Source organism: Fructobacillus papyrifericola (assembly GCF_018437235.1).
Classification (GTDB): Bacteria; Bacillota; Bacilli; order Lactobacillales; family Lactobacillaceae; genus Fructobacillus; species Fructobacillus papyrifericola.
In genome coordinates this window covers 497,752-517,831 of the sequence record NZ_JAAMFJ010000001.1, presented here as the reverse complement: position 1 = coordinate 517,831, position 20,080 = coordinate 497,752, and the positions used below count along the sequence as shown (strand labels likewise).

Annotated in this window: 24 protein-coding genes; 21 read left to right on the top strand and 3 right to left on the bottom strand. The window is 41.5% G+C overall.

Annotated elements, in window-relative coordinates; translation table 11 throughout:
- Window positions 1-350 precede the first annotated feature (350 nt).
- The 6 genes from G6R28_RS02450 to G6R28_RS02425 all read left to right on the top strand — a co-directional run bounded on the left by G6R28_RS02450 (window position 351) and on the right by G6R28_RS02425 (window position 8,997).
- Window positions 351-3,323, top strand: coding sequence for a type I restriction endonuclease subunit R (locus G6R28_RS02450; protein WP_213792642.1), 2,973 nt, complete (start codon window positions 351-353; stop codon window positions 3,321-3,323).
- 27 nt (window positions 3,324-3,350) lie between these two features.
- Entirely contained in the window at window positions 3,351-4,943 is a 1,593-nt protein-coding gene (locus G6R28_RS02445) for a type I restriction-modification system subunit M (protein ID WP_213792641.1), read from the top strand.
- On the top strand, window positions 4,936-6,153 hold the full coding sequence (locus tag G6R28_RS02440; RefSeq protein ID WP_213792640.1) for a restriction endonuclease subunit S: 1,218 nt from the start codon (window positions 4,936-4,938) through the stop codon (window positions 6,151-6,153). The genes G6R28_RS02445 and G6R28_RS02440 overlap by 8 nt, the downstream gene beginning before the upstream one ends.
- A 957-nt stretch (window positions 6,154-7,110) precedes the next feature.
- Window positions 7,111-7,305 carry a hypothetical protein gene (locus G6R28_RS02435; protein WP_213792639.1) on the top strand — a complete coding sequence of 65 codons (195 nt, stop codon included), beginning with the start codon at window positions 7,111-7,113 and terminating at the stop codon, window positions 7,303-7,305.
- Entirely contained in the window at window positions 7,286-7,855 is a 570-nt protein-coding gene (locus G6R28_RS02430; RefSeq protein ID WP_213792638.1) for a hypothetical protein, read from the top strand. Before G6R28_RS02435 ends, G6R28_RS02430 begins: the two co-directional genes overlap by 20 nt.
- A 551-nt stretch (window positions 7,856-8,406) precedes the next feature.
- Window positions 8,407-8,997: a hypothetical protein gene (locus G6R28_RS02425; protein WP_213792637.1), complete on the top strand. Its 591-nt coding sequence runs from the start codon at window positions 8,407-8,409 to the stop codon at window positions 8,995-8,997.
- 144 nt (window positions 8,998-9,141) lie between these two features.
- Here the strand turns inward: G6R28_RS02425 and G6R28_RS02420 are convergent, their stop codons facing one another.
- Together G6R28_RS02420 and G6R28_RS02415 are read right to left on the bottom strand one after the other, a co-directional pair.
- Window positions 9,142-9,876 carry a class I SAM-dependent methyltransferase gene (locus tag G6R28_RS02420; protein ID WP_213792636.1) on the bottom strand — a complete coding sequence of 245 codons (735 nt, stop codon included), beginning with the start codon at window positions 9,874-9,876 and terminating at the stop codon, window positions 9,142-9,144.
- Window positions 9,877-9,968: 92 nt separating this feature from the next.
- Complete coding sequence (locus G6R28_RS02415; RefSeq protein ID WP_213792635.1) at window positions 9,969-10,655, bottom strand: helix-turn-helix domain-containing protein; 687 nt, start codon at window positions 10,653-10,655, stop codon at window positions 9,969-9,971.
- A 144-nt stretch (window positions 10,656-10,799) separates the two neighbouring features.
- Between G6R28_RS02415 and G6R28_RS02410 the strand changes: the two genes are divergently transcribed.
- From G6R28_RS02410 to G6R28_RS02350, 13 genes are all read left to right on the top strand, one after another.
- Window positions 10,800-10,994 (top strand): helix-turn-helix domain-containing protein, encoded by a 195-nt coding sequence (locus tag G6R28_RS02410; RefSeq protein ID WP_213792634.1) that lies wholly within the window; start codon window positions 10,800-10,802, stop codon window positions 10,992-10,994.
- A 348-nt stretch (window positions 10,995-11,342) separates the two neighbouring features.
- The gene (locus G6R28_RS02405) at window positions 11,343-11,609 is read left to right on the top strand and encodes a hypothetical protein (RefSeq protein ID WP_238479248.1); all 267 of its coding nucleotides are present in this window, start codon (window positions 11,343-11,345) and stop codon (window positions 11,607-11,609) included.
- Window positions 11,610-11,663: 54 nt separating this feature from the next.
- A complete protein-coding gene (locus G6R28_RS02400) occupies window positions 11,664-12,251 on the top strand; it encodes a Rha family transcriptional regulator (RefSeq protein WP_213792632.1) in 588 nt (195 codons plus the stop codon).
- Between the two features lie 119 nt (window positions 12,252-12,370).
- On the top strand, window positions 12,371-12,580 hold the full coding sequence (locus tag G6R28_RS02395) for a hypothetical protein (protein WP_213792631.1): 210 nt from the start codon (window positions 12,371-12,373) through the stop codon (window positions 12,578-12,580).
- A 3-nt stretch (window positions 12,581-12,583) separates the two neighbouring features.
- A complete protein-coding gene (locus G6R28_RS02390; protein WP_213792630.1) occupies window positions 12,584-12,907 on the top strand; it encodes a helix-turn-helix domain-containing protein in 324 nt (107 codons plus the stop codon).
- Window positions 12,904-13,728 carry a bifunctional DNA primase/polymerase gene (locus tag G6R28_RS02385; protein WP_213792629.1) on the top strand — a complete coding sequence of 275 codons (825 nt, stop codon included), beginning with the start codon at window positions 12,904-12,906 and terminating at the stop codon, window positions 13,726-13,728. The genes G6R28_RS02390 and G6R28_RS02385 overlap by 4 nt, the downstream gene beginning before the upstream one ends.
- Window positions 13,721-15,148 (top strand): DUF5906 domain-containing protein, encoded by a 1,428-nt coding sequence (locus G6R28_RS02380; RefSeq protein WP_213792628.1) that lies wholly within the window; start codon window positions 13,721-13,723, stop codon window positions 15,146-15,148. Before G6R28_RS02385 ends, G6R28_RS02380 begins: the two co-directional genes overlap by 8 nt.
- A gap of 215 nt (window positions 15,149-15,363) precedes the next feature.
- Window positions 15,364-15,834 (top strand): hypothetical protein, encoded by a 471-nt coding sequence (locus tag G6R28_RS02375; protein WP_338017253.1) that lies wholly within the window; start codon window positions 15,364-15,366, stop codon window positions 15,832-15,834.
- A 124-nt stretch (window positions 15,835-15,958) separates the two neighbouring features.
- Window positions 15,959-17,092: a tyrosine-type recombinase/integrase gene (locus G6R28_RS02370; RefSeq protein WP_213792627.1), complete on the top strand. Its 1,134-nt coding sequence runs from the start codon at window positions 15,959-15,961 to the stop codon at window positions 17,090-17,092.
- A 160-nt stretch (window positions 17,093-17,252) separates the two neighbouring features.
- Window positions 17,253-17,672: a hypothetical protein gene (locus G6R28_RS02365; RefSeq protein WP_213792626.1), complete on the top strand. Its 420-nt coding sequence runs from the start codon at window positions 17,253-17,255 to the stop codon at window positions 17,670-17,672.
- Window positions 17,635-17,934, top strand: coding sequence for a hypothetical protein (locus tag G6R28_RS02360; protein ID WP_213792625.1), 300 nt, complete (start codon window positions 17,635-17,637; stop codon window positions 17,932-17,934). Before G6R28_RS02365 ends, G6R28_RS02360 begins: the two co-directional genes overlap by 38 nt.
- Before the next feature lie 151 nt (window positions 17,935-18,085).
- Window positions 18,086-18,736 carry an AzlC family ABC transporter permease gene (locus tag G6R28_RS02355; protein ID WP_238479246.1) on the top strand — a complete coding sequence of 217 codons (651 nt, stop codon included), beginning with the start codon at window positions 18,086-18,088 and terminating at the stop codon, window positions 18,734-18,736.
- A complete protein-coding gene (locus G6R28_RS02350) occupies window positions 18,720-19,043 on the top strand; it encodes a branched-chain amino acid transporter permease (RefSeq protein WP_213792623.1) in 324 nt (107 codons plus the stop codon). The genes G6R28_RS02355 and G6R28_RS02350 overlap by 17 nt, the downstream gene beginning before the upstream one ends.
- Window positions 19,044-19,083: 40 nt before the next feature.
- On the opposite strand, the gene G6R28_RS06620 is transcribed toward G6R28_RS02350, so the two are convergent.
- Window positions 19,084-19,212, bottom strand: a complete 129-nt coding sequence (locus G6R28_RS06620; protein WP_274381066.1) for a hypothetical protein — start codon at window positions 19,210-19,212, stop codon at window positions 19,084-19,086.
- Window positions 19,213-19,352: 140 nt separating this feature from the next.
- On the opposite strand from G6R28_RS06620, the gene G6R28_RS02345 reads away from it, so the two are divergent.
- Together G6R28_RS02345 and G6R28_RS02340 are read left to right on the top strand one after the other, a co-directional pair.
- The gene (locus tag G6R28_RS02345; RefSeq protein WP_213792622.1) at window positions 19,353-19,850 is read left to right on the top strand and encodes a YbhB/YbcL family Raf kinase inhibitor-like protein; all 498 of its coding nucleotides are present in this window, start codon (window positions 19,353-19,355) and stop codon (window positions 19,848-19,850) included.
- Between the two features lie 21 nt (window positions 19,851-19,871).
- Entirely contained in the window at window positions 19,872-20,057 is a 186-nt protein-coding gene (locus tag G6R28_RS02340; RefSeq protein WP_213792621.1) for a hypothetical protein, read from the top strand.
- Window positions 20,058-20,080: the final 23 nt, after the last annotated feature.

Sequence of the window (20,080 nt, the reverse complement as noted above, 5' to 3'; positions counted from 1 at the left end):
TCGGACGTAAATAGTTAAAAAAATCTGTAATAGCGCGTAAATATATACGCTATGAAAAGGATTAGTCAGTAGGTGTTTTATTTATTAAGATTAACAAAATTCTATTGCTTTGATATTCTGAAAACTATACGATTAGCTAAGGTAACAGGAAGCTAGGAGTATAACAAATGAACAATACACCAGCAATAAAATTTAAAGGATTTACTGACGATTTGCAATTAGGATTATGGTGAAAAAGAGGTTGCGGAAAAAGCAACCTGAATCAGAAACTAGTTAGGTGGATTCAAAACCTAAAAATGGTGGCGTTTTGGTAAATCGTTTCAAATAAAAAAGAAAAGAAGAGCAGATAAATGGCGGAAGACAAATTTGAACAAGCTGTAATTGAAAAACTACAGAGTGAAGGCTGGGAATATTTGAAAGAATATTCTGGTGTGCCGGCTGATCGACTATATGACCACTGGCGAGATATTCTAAATGCCAACAATTGTAAACGACTAGAAGACACTCCATTATCTGATAATGAGTTTGAACAAGTGAAGTTGGAACTGGCAAAAAATAAAACGCCCTATGATGCACAACTCATGTTGGCGGGTGCGGGTGGTGTTGGAACCGTCCCATTGAATCGTGATGATGGCACACAGCTGGAACTCGAGATTTTCTATGGTGATGAAGTTGCTGGTGGACATTCACGTTATGAAGTCGTTAACCAAATTACGTTCACAGATTTAGCAACGAGTCTAAGCTCGAAGCGCCGGATTGATATTATGTTGCTGATTAATGGGCTACCGGTTGCTCATATTGAAGAAAAAGATGAGTCCTTGCAAAACCAATGGAATGCGTTTGAACAGTTCCAAAAGTATGACGGTGACGGTATGTACACGAGACTCTTTTCTTTTGTGCAAGTCCAGTTTGTTCTATCACAAAATTCAGCGCACTATTTTGCAAGACCAAAGAATAGTGACTTTTACAACCGTGATTTTGCCTTTGGCTGGCGTGATGATGCGGGTCAGGATGTCACGAATACAATGACCTTTATTCATGAGGTGATGGGTATTCCAGCTTTACACCGCTTAGTAACCGTGAATATGATTCCGGATGCAGCGAACGATAATTTAATGGTCATGCGCTCATATCAAATTCAAGCAACCCGTCAAATTTTAGATCGTATGCGTGAAATGGATCAAAATGACTTAGTTGAAAAAGAAGGTGGCTATGTCTGGCACACCACTGGTTCTGGTAAAACGGTCACATCATTTAAAGTGGCGCAACTATTGGCTTCACGACCTAGGGTTGAAAATGTTTTGTTTATTGTGGATCGGGTTGACTTAGTCAATCAGACCTATGAGAATTTTAAGTCCTTTGCCTATAAGACCTTTGAAAATCGGATTCAAGTGGTAAATGGGAGCGAACTGAAGCGGGCCCTTAAGCACAACAATACGGCCCATATTTATTTGATTACGGTACAAGGATTAGATAAGGCGATTAAATCAGGTCTCGTTTCTCATAAGCGAATGGTCATTTTAATGGATGAGGCCCACCGATCAGCCAGTGGTGATGCTGTCAGCCGGATTAAACAAGCCTTACCGAAAACAACGTGGTTTGGCTTTACAGGGACCCCTAATTTTTATAGCGATGAAGTTCATGACGTGAAAACATCTAAAGATGTTTCCACTTATGATATTTTTGGCCCACGTTTACATCGTTATACGATTAAGGACGCTATTGGTGACGGGAATGTACTCGGGTTTGATGTGACCTATTATGAGACTGATTTTGAACACGATCTGGATAGTGATTTAACGGAAAAGGAACTGGAAAAAGAAGTGTATGCCAGCCTGCCATTCCGACAAGCTGTTGTGGCAGATATTCAGCGTAATTGGGCTACGAATGCTAGCGGACCGATTAACATGGGGGTCCGTGAGCCGAATCAATTCCAAGGTATGTTAGCCGTATCAGGTAAGCAAGCCGTTGCTGCTTATTATAGCCTTTTCAAGCAACTAGCCCCTGAGTTACGTGTTGCTATGACCTATTCGCGTGATGAAGCCAATGGGACAGGCGCATCAGACCTACAAGCTGCTTTAAAGCAAGCGATGCAAGACTATATGGCTCGCTACCAAACCCGCAATTTCTTAGAGGACAAGGACCCACAACGGGCGTACCTCAATGATATGACCAAGCGCATTGCCCGTAAGAAACCTTATAACAAGGGTAATGATGCCGATCGATTGGACTTGATTATTGTGTCAGATCAATTATTAACGGGCTTTGATTCAAAATTCGTTAATATCATTTACATGGATAAGATTTTGGGTGAAGGTCCCCTGATTCAAGCAATGTCACGAACTAACCGGACGATTGATAAGACAGCTAAACCGCATGGGAAAGTGCGTTTTTATCGTCAAGGTGCGGTGATGGAAGAAAAAGTCAAGGATGCGTTGGTTATCTATACCAAAGGGGGCAATGATACCTTAGCGGATGCGGGTAATACCCCGGATAATCAGGAACAAAAAGAGTTGTTTGATGAAGGAATTTTGGCGCCCAAGGCAGCCGATAAGATTATCGACCTAAACCCCCAAATCAAGCGTTTGCAGCAGTTAGCAGGCGATGATTTTTCACAAATGCCGCGTTCTGAAAAAGAACAAGTTGAGTTTGCGGTGACGGCAGCACAAGTTAACTCGCAAGTCCAACAATTGGTGCAACAAGGTTATGTCTTGGGTAACTCGGTTGAAGGACCGCAAGGATCTATTACATTAGGCATTGAGAGTGCCACGCAGCTCAGCTCACTGCAAGCACGCATGAACGATGTGAATGAAGTATTACCACCCGACAAGCAAGTTGATTTAACAAATATCAAAGTGGCCTTGCAATCATTCGCGAATGAAATTATCGACTACGACAAACTAGTCAATTTATTGAATGCGTATATGGATGAAACCAGTATTGCCAACCGTGCCGTTGTTGAAGAGCATGTACAGCCCTTAGATCAAGATAATCGTGAAGAGATTGGTCAGGTCTTAAATGGCATTGAACAGGGCGAGTATACGGAGCATTTTACGACGGAGACACTGAAGTCAGTCCGGAAGGTCATTCGTACTGCCAAACAAGATCTTCAACTGTATAAGTGGGCAGCCGACCATGATTACAATGGCAACGATATTCTAGCAGCTTACGAGCTATACCGTCCCGGCATAGAATTAGTTGATAACACGGCGCTTAATCAATATTTACAAGAATTAGAGAGTCGGTTAGACATTGGATTTTTTGATAGAGCTGACTTTGAAGAGGCACTACTGAATTATTTCGCTAAAATCACCAAAAAATAAATTATTTATTATAGAAAAGGGCTAAACATGGCATTAACAGCAGATAAACAAGCATTAATTTGGAAAACATTGAACGAGACCCGCGGTAAGATTGAACCTTCTGAATATAAGAACTACATTTTTGGTTTAATGTTCTATAAGTTCTTATCTGAAAAGGCCCAAACATGGCTGGATAGCCAATTACGTGGTGAAACTTGGGCATCAGTTTGGAAACAAAACCCAGAAAAAGCGGCTGCTTTTATGCAAACAAAGTTAGGATATGTCATCCAACCGGGCGAGTTCTTTAGCGACTGGCACGCGGCCATTAATGTGGATCAATTCAACATTACGAACGTGGCGGATGCGCTGGTTCATTTTAACCAAGAGATTCAACAAGGCGCTAAGGCAACTTTTGAAGGAATCTTTGACGACATGGACTTGGCTTCAAACCGTCTTGGGAGTAATACGCAAACGCGTACGAAGACCTTGATGGATTGGATTAGTTTGATTGACCAAATCGAATTGGATGAAGATGCCGACGTGCTCGGTGATCTATATGAATACTTGATTGGGATGTTTGCGGCTAATTCTGGTACGAAGGCCGGCGAGTTCTATACGCCACACCAAGTGTCAGATATTATGGCGCGTATTTTAACGGCTGGGCGTGAAGAGCTGCCAACATACAGTCTCTATGACCCAGCCATGGGCTCAGGTTCATTGCTTTTGACGACTGCCTCATACATGAAGAATGCTGGCGTACGTGGAGCCATTAAGTACTACGGGCAAGAAGTTATCACGACAACCTATAACTTAGGCCGGATTAACTTGATGATGCACGGGGTTGAGTATAACGATATCAATATCCATAATGCAGATACTTTAAGTTCAGACTGGCCTGACGGGGTTCGAAGTGGGGTTGATAGCCCTCGTATGTTTGATGCCGTTATGGCGAACCCCCCTTACTCATTGAAGTGGGATAACACGAACCGAGAAGATGATCCTCGATTTAAGTCAGGGATCGCCCCTAAGTCAAAGGCTGATTTTGCGTTCTTACAACATGGTTTGTACCACTTGAAGCAAGATGGCCGCATGGCGATTGTTTTGCCACACGGGGTCTTGTTCCGCGGTGCCGCCGAAGGTCGTATTCGCCAAGAATTACTAGAAAACCGTCACATTTCAGCGGTGATTGGTTTGCCCGAAAAGATCTTTACGAATACGGGTATTCCAACCATTATTATGATCCTGGAAAAGAACCGTACCACTGATGATGTGCTCTTTATTGATGCCTCAAAGGGCTTTGAAAAGCAGAAGAATAATAACAAGTTGCGTCAAGAAGACGTTGACTTAATTGTGGAGACGTTCTTAAAGCGTGAAGATGTTGAGAAGTATGCGCACGTTGCCAGCTTTGAAGAGATTAAGGAGAACGATTTCAACCTCAATATTCCCCGTTATGTGGACACCTTCGAAGAAGAAGATCCAGTTGATTTGGTAGCGGTTAGCCATGAACTAGGTGATGTTAATCGTGACATTGCGCAAAGTGAGGCTGACTTATTAGCAATGATTGGTGATTTAGCGGTCACAGACGATAGTCAGCCGATTATCGAATCAGCTAAGCAACTATTAGGAGGCAATCATGAGTAATAATGGGCCTCAAATTCGATTTCAAGGATTTACTGACGATTGGGAAGAGCGTAAGTTGGGAGAATTATCTAATATTGTGGGTGGTGGAACACCAAGTACATCGAACTCTGAATACTGGGACGGTGATATTGATTGGTATGCTCCAGCTGAAATTGGAGAACAAAGTTATGTTAGTAAAAGTAAAAAGACTATTACTGAACTAGGTCTAAAGAAGAGTTCAGCTCGAATTTTACCAGTAGGAACCGTCTTATTTACTTCTCGTGCTGGTATCGGAAACACTGCTATATTAGCCAAAGAAGCTACAACTAATCAAGGGTTCCAATCAATTGTTCCTGATCAAAATAAACTTGATAGTTATTTTATTTTTTCAAAAACTAATGAGCTCAAGCGATATGGAGAAGTCACCGGTGCAGGATCTACATTTGTTGAGGTTTCAGGTAAGCAAATGTCGAAAATGTCGATTATGGTACCTGAACTTTCAGAACAACAAAAAATCGGTTCGTTCTTCAAAATGGTAGATAACACTATCGCTCTTCATCAACGTAAGTTGGATTTACTCAAGGAACAGAAAAAAGGCTACTTGCAAAAAATGTTTCCTAAAAATGGGGCAAAAGTTCCTGAATTGCGATTTGAAGGATTTACTGACGATTGGGAACAGCGTAAGCTGGGTGAAATTACCGATTGGCTTAGAGGGAAAGGAATATCAAAGAATAAGCTGAATAATTTAGGATTAGGAAAACCTGCAGTTCATTATGCCGATTTATATCAATTTAATGCAGTTAAAAATGAAATAAATCACTGGACTCAGTCAACAGAAGGAGTCGATTTGCCTGATAATTCTATTTTATTTCCAATGTCGGATGTTACGCTAACCGGATTAGCTAGAACTACTTATATCGCACAGCGTGGGGTTAAAATTGGAGGGGATGTTCTAATTGCTACGCTACAAGATCATATCAGCCCGATTTTTATGTCATATAATGTTAATGCAAATAGCGTTAAAATTTTACCTTACGTCACTGGGACAACAGTTAAACATATAAATGCTAAATCGTTATCATTAATTAGTTATGGTCTAACAAAAAAAGATGAACAACAAAAGATTGGTGCATTTTTTGAAATATTTAACAACCTTATCACCCTTCATCAACGTAAGTTAGATTTATTGAAAGAACAGAAAAAAGGCTTCTTGCAGAAAATGTTTGTATAATAGCCACTAAAGTCCGAAAGGGCTTTTTTATTTGATTGTATAAATAAGCTATATAAGACGATTTAATCGTTTTTATTTTGTAATGGTGTATTTGTACGAATGAAGATATAAAAGGTTGGATACCCCCGCCCCTGTCCGCCTGACGAAGAGAGCGCTCACATATCGTCATCTTGTGTGAAAGTTCAATTTTTGAAATTTTTAGGTAGGGGGGTATATCTAAGAAAAGCCTATTAAACAGGCATTTGATAAAAATATAGAGCTATTTTGTCCGGGTTTTTAGGGTAGATTTATGGGGTGCTTTTTAAAAATAGGAATGGCTACACAGCAACTATTAGGGCTTCATAACAACCCCAGAAAAAAACTTTTGAAAATTGGTGTGTGATATAAGGCGACGATATATGTGCGCTTTATTAAATAATCAAGATAGGGGGGGGCGGTGATTTGCCGACTCCTTTGCCAAAAGTGGCGAAAACAAAAAGGAGTGTCCAAAATAGACACCCCTTTGACAACCGTGGATACATCCACACCCTGCCATAACAAAACGTTACCCCAGCCTTCTGCCAGAAGTGGCAGAAGGCTGGGCACCTTAACGCCCTAGATTAAACCTAGACCGAAATAGGGGAGTAGCAAAACGCGACGCCCTAAGTTGAACCTAGACCGTTCCCCATCAGTGGGGAAACATTGCCAGAAATGGCAACGTTACAAAGTGACTAGCATGTGTAACGGGGATGGGTACACCTTGTATAGCGGGAAATGATTAACCTTATAGCGACTATACCAATTTATTCTTTACGCTTATTTGGATGTCACTGAACGTCAAGAGACGTCAAAACAATTAAAAAATAGCTTTACATTTTGTATGACTTCCTTGTATTATTTATTTATAGATAGGTGTAGGAACGATGTTTTTTATGCCTTTACTTTGTTTCTGGCAACAGTAACGTATAAGGGGTTGCTATGATTATTGATAACAAGCATGTTGTTTTTGATTTAGATAACAGGGCACAAGCTGAACAGTACCGTAAGATTTTCCACCCTACACAGGTTGAACAAGAAAAAAATGTAGCTAAGATTAAGGCTAGCTTTGCTAAATCTGATGAGGGTGTAAAGCGCTTTAAAGAATTGGTAGAAAATGGAACAATTAGGATTTAAAGTATGTTCTGTTTCTGGCTTGATTGATACAAAACAACTAGATAATTATAGTTGTGGAGTTGCCGGGCTTGATGAGTTTATTAAGTATGACTACCAAGACTTAGAGAGGAAACATATAACCAGCCTAAACGCTGTTTATCTTGATGATGTGTTAGTTGGAATGTTTGCCCTATCAACCTCAAGTAGCTCTGCCTCCTTTGCTGATGCAAATCGTGAAAAAATATTTGGGGATGCTAGTGGGATGAAGTCGTTGCCAATGATCAACATAGACCATCTATCTGTTAACAAGCCCTTTCAATTTGGTAATGGGTTAGATGGGCTACATCTTGGGACAGCTATTCTGAAGTATATTTTTAAGATGTTACTGGATGTAGGCGCACAATACGGGATAGCTTTTGCTGGTGTTATGGTGGAGAGCTTACCCGATCCAGTTGACTTTTATATAAGCAACGGATTTTATTTTATTGATAAGCACGAAGAGGATGCCCCAAACAAAAAGACATATACGCTAGCCATTAGTTACGATGACATGTTTAAAGTGTATGAATAAGAAAAGCCTTACTCAAACGAGTGGGGCTATTTTTGTGCCTATGAACTTGCTAAAACCTGCCTTAAAAACCTATTAAAACCTATGCCTAAACCTCAGAAAACCTCAGTTATTTTTTACTAAAAACCTAACAAAACCTAACATGAAAACCTGTCAAAACCTGTCATTAAAAAGCGTTCATTTAGGTTAGCAAATGTTAGCATTTACTCCAGCATTTTCTAGCATTTTACTCCAACATTTTCCAACAATCTACCTTAACAATTCTTAACATAAATCTAGCAAATCCTAGCATTCTATTGCAGTATTTTGCAGTGTTTAAAGTCTTATATAGCAACGCCTATACGGTTGATCACGCACTTAAATAGCGTTGCAACGTTGCAAAAAGTGTTGCAACATTTTTGGCTGATGGTTGCAAAAGGTTGCACCCTAAAAGTTACATGGTTACAGGCTTATAAACGTTGATATAATAACGATAGTAGACTAAAAAACTTTAAAAAGTGTGCAACAATGTTGCAAAATTTTCTTATTGATTTAGACATAAATTAAGGGTTGCAATGCAAAAGGTTACAAGCTATCCAAAACTAAATATCAAGGAAATAGACTTTAGCAAACATCCCCGTGCTCATCTTGTTAAATGGCAAGGTCACAAGATAGCTTTAGCAACTACTAAACCTAATTATGGCGGTGTACGGTATTGGTTTGTTTGTCCTTACTGTGAGAAACGAAAAGGCGCATTGTATCAAGTAGGTCGGGCAGTAATATGCCGAGTGTGTGCGGGGTTGTATTACGCTGGGCAAGATAATAAAGCCAGACGGCACACTTTCACTAAAATTATGGCATTACACGAGAAACAGCTAAATCTTATTAACAACCTAGATCCAGGTTTGTACAACAGTTATATGGGCTTAGGCCATCTATTAGCCTGTGATCTAGCTTATAGATTGTACAATACACCAAAACGGCCGAAAGGGATGCACTGGGCTACATACGCTAGGAAGCTAGAGCAGATTGACCGTATAAGTATGCAGTTAGCTGATATATACGAACTCTACCAGCAGAGAAGAGAAGCGCATGACAAGGCCATTAAAGCGCAATGGTCGGAAGCAATAAGAGTACATGGTAAAAAGGTATATGAAAAAGATTAACAAGGTCACACCTAAAAAGTCACAAACCACATCCCCAGAAAAGGGTAGTGGTTTATAGTATTTTTTAGTGATTGTGTACATCTCCAATATAAAAAGCCTACTTGTATAAAAAGCCTACTTGTCTGAGTAGGCTAATTACATAGTTTATGAATGGTCTCGTTTTGCGATGATGGAATAGGTGGGCATCCATGGACCTGTCCACCAGCCAGATACACCGTATGTTTTAGCTTCTATGACTTCAAGACCCGAGCTAGTGAGCACGTCTATGTACTCTTTTTTGTGATGGCCAGTGTCTACAATGATTAGAGAACCATTGTCAGTAAGAACACGTACAGCTTCTTCTAGTGCATGTACTCTTTCGGAAGCCGGCTTTATGTTGTGGAAGGCTAAACTTGATACGACATAGTCATACTTTTTATCTGCAAAAGGAAGGCTGATCATGTTCGCCGTTTTGACGTCAGCAATATGGGTTAAGTGCTGTTGCTTAATAATATTTTGAGTATTGTGAAGGCTATTGTCAGACTGGTCAGAGTTGCGCCACAAGTCAATACCTGTAGCGTGACCATTACCTGATAAAAGTTTAGCGAACATTAGCAAGACCATTCCATGACCAGTACCTAAGTCAAGAACCTTTGAATTAGGATCAATTGTTATTTTGGATAAAATACTATTCCATATCTTGTGCTTGCCTCTAATGGAGGTGTTTATAAAGATAGCGCCTGCAAAAATCATCAGAACGCCGTATAAAATTGTCCACATGTAACCATCGTAGTATTTATGAAAGCCAATGCCGTAGGCCATTGCAAGAATGCCCCCTAAAATATATAAGAATGGTACTAAAGGTGCATCGAGGCCTTTTTTCTTTAGCTGTTTAATCATTATTTTAAAAATATCCTTTCATCCCCAATAAGGGGAGAACATGCGTCACTAATATAGGCGCTTTATATCATGTAAGCCCCAAGCGGGCTTTTTTATTTGTCTTGCTGTTCATCCCCTGTATCAGAAGTATCTTTCTGACTATTAGGGATAGATGGGTCTAACTCATCTAGTAACTCATTAAAATATTTAATCATCTCAGGTCTAAACGTTTCATCTTCAAAAATAGAAGAATCATTTATAGCTAGACCAAGGTACTCATTGATAAAAGCTAAGTTGTTTAAAGGGCTTTCATCAGCTTTGAAAAAGGTCTCTAAAACGGTTGCTAGGTAGCGGTTTTGAGGTAATGATAGGTGTTCATTGTTGATGGTATGGACTAGTTTTTTTGTTAGCTTGTGTACGTCACTGTTATATTGAATGTTCTGTTTTTCTGTAGCCTCATAAATAATTTTATTCAAGGTTTTAGTTGTATTTTCTATAGTTTTTGATAGTTGAATAGCAGGAAAAGCAGGAATAGTAGGAGTAACTGAAGAAATTATGCTTTTTAAAGTCTTTCTAAGTTCTTCATTTTGAGTTGGCTCTGAAACTTCTAACCCCTGCAAATAATCAACATCTACATTGAAAAAGTCAGCTAGTTTTTGCCATACTTCATGCTTACCAGTTTTAACTACTCCAGTTTCATATCTAGAAAGGGTGGCATATGTAACACCTAATTTTTCGGACAATTGTTTAAGTGTTAGTCCCTCTTCTTCTCTTAATTCTCTGATTCTATTTTTTTCCAATGTAATAACTCCTACTGTGTGTATACAAGAATAATAACATTATTTACGAAAAACGAAAATAAATATTAAAAATATTGACTTTACAAAAAACGTAAAGTAACATTAGTTTTGTTGATTTACATAAAACGTAAAAAGGAGGAACGGATGAAAGTTTTAACGAATAACTTTGTTGATGCCTTAACGATTAAGCAGGCACGAGAGCGCCTAAACTATGGGCAATTAGCAGAAAAGACAGGAGTTAATAGCGTGACTATCTCACGAATTATCAATCGCAAGGTAGATACAGCACAAGAGCGAACGTTCGACAAGTTGAACGACTGGTTACTGGAGGAGGTATAGCAATGGAACAAACAACGCAGACAGTCACAGAGTGGCCAAGGTGGATGAATTGGAAGCAGGCGGCCAAGTATTGCAACGTAGCGCAAGGGACTTTTAAGCGCCACCTCATTGACACTGGGCGAGTGCATGCAAAGGTCACAGACTTTGGTAAGCGATACGACAGGGAAGAAATCGACCAAGCGATTGAGAACTGGTATTAGGAGGGGATGGCATGGAACTTTGGAATATTGTAACAACGCTGGTAACAGTGACATGTATTGGAGTAGTTGGCTATGTAGCGGGTTACACCGTGCGAGACATGGAAGCCAAGCAATCACATAAGAAAACGCTTAAGAGGAAATGAAGAGCATGGATAACAGAGACTACACCAAGGACGTGCTTAGCTCTATTGGTTATTACCAAGACGAACTACACAAGGCTGAAACTATCCTAGGCGGATCTAAAATGCCGGGACTTGAACCAAGCCATAAGGAACTAATCCTATCTATGCGACTAGCTCAAACGAAGATTAGCAATGTTTTAGCTGACTTGGCCACTTTGGAAGATACGACAAAAGACCAGCTCCACCGTGAAAGACGAATACTTTCGCATAAAAATGTAAGTATTGCATTTTGAAAATGCAAAACCTAGAAAGGAAAAGAACGAATAGAATTAGTTTATTACAAGGGTTTGAAAGATGAACCTTACACAACATTAAATATCATTGCTGACAGGTTAGATATTAACTTTGAAGCGGTGCGAAATAAGTTTTATATATACAAGGATAAGTTACAAATGTTTGGAGTTGTTTTGCATGAGAATGGAAAAACTCCTAAAACGGGACGACCTGAAAAGATTTGGAAGCTCAACGAACAGCAAGCGACTTTGCTTATTAGTTTATTAGGCAATGCTCCTAAGGTTGTACAGTTTAAGGTTGATTTAGTCCGTGCTTTCTATACAGCTAAGCAGGAACTAGACCAAGCAAAGCTAAGTCGAGAGCTTAACAAGCGGGCGAACATTGATTTGGCTGAAACGATTAAGAAAGAACTTCCAGACGATAAGTACGCTTACAGCAATTACCACCAACTAGCCTATAAGTGCGCCACGGGGATGACACCCAAGCAACTTAAGAAGGCTAAAGGTGTGGACAAGCCAGAAGAGGCGCTAGATAACGACCAAAAAGAACGGCTAGAACGAGCTAAGCAACACATTGCCTTATATCTTCTAGACGGAAACGACTACCAAGACATCAAGAATAAGCTACTGGCTGATATTTAAGAAAGGAGAGCCAAAAGCATGAAAAAGGCACAAAAAAAGACATCCCGTTAAGTTTGGCGACTAGAGGGGATGACTTGACTACAATGCCTTTTAATACGGCTATTTGGCTATATTTTAACATGAAAAACACACAAACAGTAAACTTTAACGGTTTCTATTCGCCAGAAGTGGCGAAAGTTGAGGAGCGACAGTATAGCCCAGTGAACTATTTACGCAACCACCTTATCTTTTTAAAGCGTCTTATCAGCACGCTAGAGCCAGACACCAAGGCTTTTTATATGGTTGATATGCAGATTGCCAACTTGACGGCAGACATTGAGGAGGTCTGATATATGACGAATGTACGACATAAAGACCAACTAACAGCACGAGAGAAGGCAGTTTATATGGCACTTCCTCAAGGACAAGAGAACGCTATTAAAGTCCCGGTATTGGCCAAGAGGGTAGGAATACCAGAAAGGCGGTTGTATACGATCCTAAGCCACTTAGCAGACCAAGGTTATTTGGTTGGCAGTTTGCGAAACGCAAAAGGTGGCGTGTACAAGATTGTAAACAGTGATGAATATTTTTATACGCTGAACATGATGAAGAATAACGTCAAGAGTTACCAGAAACGTGTAGCAGGACTTGAACAACACCGGGGGCGCTTTGAATGAATGATAACAAAGTAGAAGCGATTAAGTCCTACATGGCACTAGGTGCTTACGTGTTCATGGCTTTACCTAATACTAAGTACAACAGTGAAGACGGTGGCTATAAGAATAGCTTTAATCACTGGGAAGCCTTGGCCGAATGGTTAGCAGAGCATCCCCAATACAAGGGCGGTAATGTGGGCATTGACCTCGATCGTTCGCCTCTTGTGGTGGTGGACGTTGACCAACATGGAAAAGACGGCCTGCATAGTTTAAAGGACTTTTTGAACCGTCAAGGAGTTGACTCTGCCACCATATCAGACACCTACCTAGAAAACACCGCAGGAGGTGGCTGGCACGTTTTTTATAAGTGTGAAGATAAAGAGACTAAGCAACGACTAATAAGCGCCATGGAAGGCCTAGACCTGTTAAATAGTGGTGGTGTGATTGTTGCCCCGTCTGTGATTGATGGTAACGAGTACAAAGCCACTACTGGACTAGAAACTATACAAGACAAACCGCAGTGGGTGGATGAATTAGGCCAAGATAAAACCAACAACAAGGAGCAAAACAGCCAACGACATGCCCGCTATAGTGTGGCAGAGCGCTGGGGGATGATTGCTAATGGTTTTGATACAGGACAACGCAATGACCAGGCCACTAGCCTCATTGGTTGGGTACTATCTTATGCTATCCCTCCAAGGACAGCCCTAGAAGTGGCCAAGGTGGCCAATAATCAAAGCCCACAACCTCTTGACTCTAATGAACTAGAAAAGGTCTATACAAGCGTTTTAAAGCGTGAAATTGCTAAGGCAAAACGAAAGAGGGAGGCGCTTCATGGGTAAAACAGAACAACTTGAACAGAACTTTTTAGCTGAACGGACTGGCAAGCCGGCCTGGTTTATTTGCAATGAAGACGGCAAGCCTACCGCCGTCAACTATTTAAAACTTGCTGACACGATCCTAAAAGATAACCCTATGGCCGTTGTGCCTTTTGGGGATGACATGAATTATTACCTGTATAACGGTATTAACTGGGAGCAGGTCAAGCGTAACAGAGCGCTAGAGCAAGCTAAGCGGGTGGCTTTTCAATATCTCAAAGCGGAACAGTTTTATACCGTCCGCAAGATGGAAGACACGGCCAAAACGATATTAGTACAGGCACAGAGAATCTATAACACCTTTGAAAAACAAAAGACTGACCGAGTGGCTTTTAAGAATGGCACGTACATGCTGAATAATGGCGAAATGGTGGCCAACCAACAAGAAGACTACTTGATTAACGGCCACCAGATTGAAGCACAGCCAGGGCAAGCATCCCCCAATATTAACGCATGGGGTGCATATCTGTTCGGTAACTCTTGGCAGTATCTGAAGGAGATTATCGGCTATGCTTTTATACCCGAACAGCACACCTTTAACACCATTACAATTCTGTTAGATGAGACGGGTGGCAGTGGTAAAAGCTACTTTGTAGACAAGATTGTAAAACCTTTGATAGGGCAGGCCAACATTACAGCCAAAGACATCGACACGCTGACCGGTAGCAATGGTAAGAGTGCCCGCTTTGGAACGGTTGACCTGATTAACAAGTTAGCGAATATCCATTTGGACATTCCCGACACTCGCATTGATATGCCAGACGCACTTAAGACCTTATCAGGCGGCGACTTGGTGGAAGTTGAGGGTAAAGGGTCAAACTCAATTAGTGTGGAGCTATACGCCTTACTTATCTTTGCCAGCAATAACAAGCCTAAGCTATCGGTTAGTTCTGCCTTAGTCCAGCGCATGCACATAGTGCCAGTAGTTGCTCCTAAGGTACGAGATAACCCGAAAGAGGCCAAGTACCGTGCGACCTTGTGGAATGAGAAAGAGGCAATCAACGAACTAGGAGGCTTTGCTATTGAGTGCATTACTGCCTTTCAAACAGCCAAGGCTAACATGAAGCTAACGGTTAGCGATGAGATAGAAGAAACAACAAAGGACTGGGCGAACAGTCAAGACTTGGTTAGCTCTTTCTTACTAGAAGCACGGCGAGAAACAGAAGAAGGATATACCGGTGGAATATCGAAGCGAGTCGCTTTTTCACGGTTTGAAGATTGGCTTAGAGATAATAAAATCGAGTCGAAAATGAGCAAGAAGAGTTTTGACACAAAAGTGGCACAAAATGGGTATTTAGAGACACGAACCCGCCTTCATCCAGAGGGAGACTCAAATAATCCACAATTTAGCTGGCTAGGTTTAGACCTCGAAAAGTACGTTTAAGAGCGATTGTGCACGTTTTCGTGTCAGAGGCAAACTGTCAAGAGACCTCAAGAGACGTCAACGTGCCACGAATGTGCCCAAAGTTGAAACCTGAAATCCCTTGTTACTCTAAGTCTTAACTATATTTTGTGTTATAAGTGTTAGGTTTTGAGTATATAGAAAGGTAATTGAATAAAGAGAGAGGAAGGTAATAGAAACATATATAGGGGAGAGAAGTGGCGAAAAGCCGACACAAAACGACACAAATAGCTTTTAAGCTTAGAGCCACAATGGGTACAGCGATTTTTAAAGTGACACAAAAAACAGCACATTTTGACCCAAAGCAAGAAAGGAATACGATGAACATTTTTATAGCAATTTTACTACTGGTAATGGCTGGCCTTATCTTTTGCCAAAAGTGGCAAATGAACAAGTTTTATCAGGGGGCGGTTATCTATCGATACTATGCCAAGCTACATGAAAACAAAGCAATCTATGCCGAAGAAGAGGCCGAGTCGTTTAGAGACCTACTCACGCAGTTAGGTTATGACGTGGACAGATTGAGTAACGGCGACAAAACACAGAAGAGCCTCACAGAAGCAGAGGCGTGGGCTATCTATGATCGTCAGCAAATACACAAAGCACGGTTAAAAGTTGCGGATGAAGAGCTTGAAGAAGCTGAACGTATTTATAACATGAGCAATTAGGCTATGTACTAGTGGGGGATGGTGTGGCAATATATAAAGGTGTTGAGTGTCTATAGAACGCTATAGCTTTCAACACCTTTTATTTTGCTTGTTTTGATAGCATCCCCGCTATCGGAGGTAAACAATGCAATTAAAAGAATTGAATACAAAGGATGGGAAGACTTGGGAGGTAATAGGGTATCTTGGTAAACATCCTGATGGTACGAGAGCAAGAGTCAAAAAGCGTGGTTTCTTATCCCGAAAGGTAGCAAGAGACTGGTTTAATAATGAAACAGTATTGTTCAAGGCTGGAGAAAGTGAGTACAACAAAAAAGAGCGCCCGGCCGTTCTAACGGTCAAGGCACTCTATGAACTTTGGTTAGATGGCTACCAAAGCACTGTAGAAGAAAGCTCGCTTAACAAAGTACTAAGCTACTTTGATATACACATTTTACCTGTATGGGGTAATACTCCAGTAGATGAGATCACACCTATAGCTTTACAGAAGTATCTTACCACAATGCAGGCCAAACTTATCAAGTATAAAAAGCCGGTGCTGTACTTTCGTAAGGTGGTAGATATGGCCGTACGTTTGGATATGATAGCAGTAGACCCTTTTACCAAAGTTGTCTTCCCACGAGAGAGACGAACCAAGAAGAAAAAGAAGGCCATGAACCTTGAAGAGTTTAGGCGGTTTGTTGAGGTGCTTGATAGCCAATATTGCCAGATTAACAGGCAGGCTTATGTTTTGCTTAGGCTGGCCGCTTTCACTGGTATGAGGTCAGAGGAGCTAATAGCCTTACAGTGGAAGCATGTAGACTTTGATGGTGGCTATATAACGATTGAACAAGCCATAGGACGTGGTCTACACGGTGTAGGGTATTTGAAAGAACCAAAGTCGTCAGCAAGCTATCGAACAATTAAGATAGCTTCCGACATGGTCAGGGTACTAGCCAGCTACTATGATGAAAGTAGTTATAAAAAGCCAACTGACTTTGTTTTTAATACTGAAGGCCATTTTGTACAACCAACCAGACCTAAGAAGTGGATGGATGACGTTAAGAAACGCTACAACGTGGCTGAAGGGATAACCCCTCACGGCTTACGTCATACATGGGCAACGCTTGCCCTTGAACGTGGCGCAACCGTTAAACAAGCCCAAACCTATCTAGGTCATGCTGACGCCTCAATTACGCTAGATATTTATAGCGAAGTAACCAAAGAGGCCAGCGAAAAAACAGCAAGCGTCCTTGATGGTATCGTCCCAAAACTAGAATAAAATAACACATAAATTAACACAAAACCCGTAAAACTTTGATATGACAGGCTTGTTTGGAATCCCGCTATCTCCTTAATCTTAGAAGAGGATTGGTTGGCCGAAAAGCGAACTGATCCTCTTTTTCTTGGTCATGAATCATTGAAAAGGGAAGGGGCAATCAATGAAGAAATACTGGAAAATATTTTTTGCCTTTGTCCTGGCCCTATACTGGAACAGTCCACAAATTGTCTATGCTAGCTTTGGTGGCGGTTCCGGCGGCGGAGGACAAGGTGGCGGTGGTTCGAGTACCTCACCAACCGGTGGTAGTACGGGGACTGGTGGCCAAGAGTCAAACGGTAGTTTCATTATTGGTCTGATTAGTTTTTTCATTTTCTGGCAAGCCATCAAGTGGATGAATCGGCAGGGCAACCGACAATTGGCCAAAGAAATCGAGTTTGACCAGTGTTACCGGAGTGATTTAACCGCCTTGTTTATTCGTTTTCAAAAAGCTTGGACAAGGGCAGACCTCTCGCTAATCGAAGATGAGATGACCGGTTTTCTTTATGCTAAAAATCAAAAAAATCTTAGCCGGTTACGCTGAAAAGGGCATCGAAGCGAGAACAACGGATGTCAGGGTTCGAGGACTTTACCCCGTTTCGAGATTGGGTGATTTATTAACGGTCGAGTACGTGGTGAAGGCACGGGATTATTACGTTAGTAAAAACGAACAGCTAATTGCCAACGAAGAGGGGGCAAAACTAAAATGGCAGGGCAAACCGGCCAGGGTTTCCTTTACCGAATCATGGGTCATTGATATTTCTGATCTCGAAAAATACGTTGTCCGCTCAGTGGAGAGAAAATAGGCTGTTATGAATGTGTGCTCTGATTAAGTCTTGAGCTGATTGATTGTCATTTTGCTTGGCAAAGTTTTATTGCACTGAATAATACGCAAATGAAAGAAAATCGAACATGAACAAAGAGTTACGCTTCGCCTTGATAAAGACGCTACCCATCATGACGGGTTTTGTTTTTCTGGGTATTACATACGGCCTTTACATGCACCAGCTGGGCTTTAATTTTTGGTACCCAACGCTGATGGCTTTGACTATTTTTGGTGGCTCCATTGAATTTGTCATTGCTAACGCCTTGCTCAAAGCCTTTAATCCCTGGTTGACTCTGACTTTGACGCTGATTATTAATTCAAGGCACTTTTTCTATGGCCTTTCCATGCTCGAGAAGTACAAAAACACGGGACTGAAGAAACTTTATTTGATTTTTGGTCTCTGTGACGAGACCTTCTCGATTAACTTTGCCACGGTTCTACCTGACGACCTTAAAGAGAAAAAGTACTATTTTTACGTTACCTTACTGAATCATTTCTACTGGGTGTTCGGGGCCTTTGTTGGGGGCATTGCCGGTTCCTTTATCAGTTTTCAGATTAAGGGCATTGACTTTGTCTTGGTGGCCCTTTTTATCGTTTTGTTCATGAGTCAATTCATGGTCAAGGCCCAGCGGTCATCTTCTCTAATGGGGCTTTTCGTGGGCCTGGTTAGCTTGCTTATTTTCGGTAGCCAGTTCTTTTTGCCCATCGCCATGTTATTGATGGTTCTACTGTTTTGGTTTGAATACAAAAAGGAGGGGCCGGCCCATGACGGTACCGAATGAGATCATGACCATTGCCATTGCGTCCTTGGCGACTTTTGCCACACGCTTCTTACCTTTTTTGATTTTTTCTGGCAAGAAGGAGACCCCGGGCTTTGTAAAATACCTGGGTGAGCATCTGCCACCAGCCATCTTGGGCATCCTGGTCATTTACTGCTATAAAAGTCAGATTCTGCATCCTGGCTTTGACAGTCTATTAGCCTTCTTTGCCGGTTTGGTGACGGTCGCTCTCTACTATGTGAAGAGCGATATGCTTTTGGCCATTTTGTTTGGTTCGGCCACCTACGTGGGGCTTGTTTATCTGTTTTAAGCATAAAAAAACGATTGGTTAAAAAACAATCGTTTTTACTTTAGGCTAAGAGGGCAATGTAGCCGACTAGGCAAAGAACGGCGATGATGCCGATGAAGATGAACCAGGGCTTGTTGTAGGGTGCCAATTGGTCTGCCTTCTCTTGTTCTTCTCGTTCTTCCTTGTTCATAACAGCCTCCTAACAAACGTTTCTTCTCTGCTTTCATGATTAGCATAGCACTTTTTTTCGGGGAGGGCCGACTTTGTCCGCATTTTACTTTCGATTTGAAGCTGTTAGAATGGAATAGAAGAAAGGGAAAGGAGCTTTCCATGAAGATTAAAGCATTTCAAGGTTATCTGCCTGATAAGTATGGCAAAGCCGCAGGAGCAGAAGACAAGGTGGACGGGGTGCCCGTTTGCTCGCTGCCGATTGAATTGAGCGATTTGCCTGCTGGCACAAAGGACTTAGCCATCACTTTCATTGATTACGATGCCATCCCCGTTTGTGGCTTTCCGTTCATTCACTGGGTGGCCACTAACTTTGGTGCCGTCACAAGCATCCCAGAAGATGCTAGTCGAGAAGACAAGAGCCTCTGTCAGGGCAGCAACAGCTTTGCTTCGAAGTTCTATCCCGACTTTGGCAAGGAAATCGTCTACCGCTATGGCGGCCCAATGCCACCAGACAAGGACCATGACTACACCCTGACGGTTTACGCCCTTGATGAGAAGCTGGATTTGCAAGAGGGCTATTACTTAAACGAACTCTTCAAGGCGATGCAGGGGCATGTGCTGGCGGAAGCCGCTATTTCGGTTTTAGCCAAGGCCTAAATTGTTAAAAAGGAGAAAACCATGTTAGCCATTGTTGGACTGTTACTCGTTGTCTTGGGAATTATCGTGCTGATCTTTGGAAGCACGGCGCCCTTGCTGCGCCTCTACTTCGGTGACCGCTCGGTGATTTCACAGCTCCTTTGGGGAACGGTGATCTTTGCCATCGGTGCGGTCTTGCTGATTTTTAACGCAGCCTATTTGATGTAAATGAAGCAGACAAGTCTTTTCCT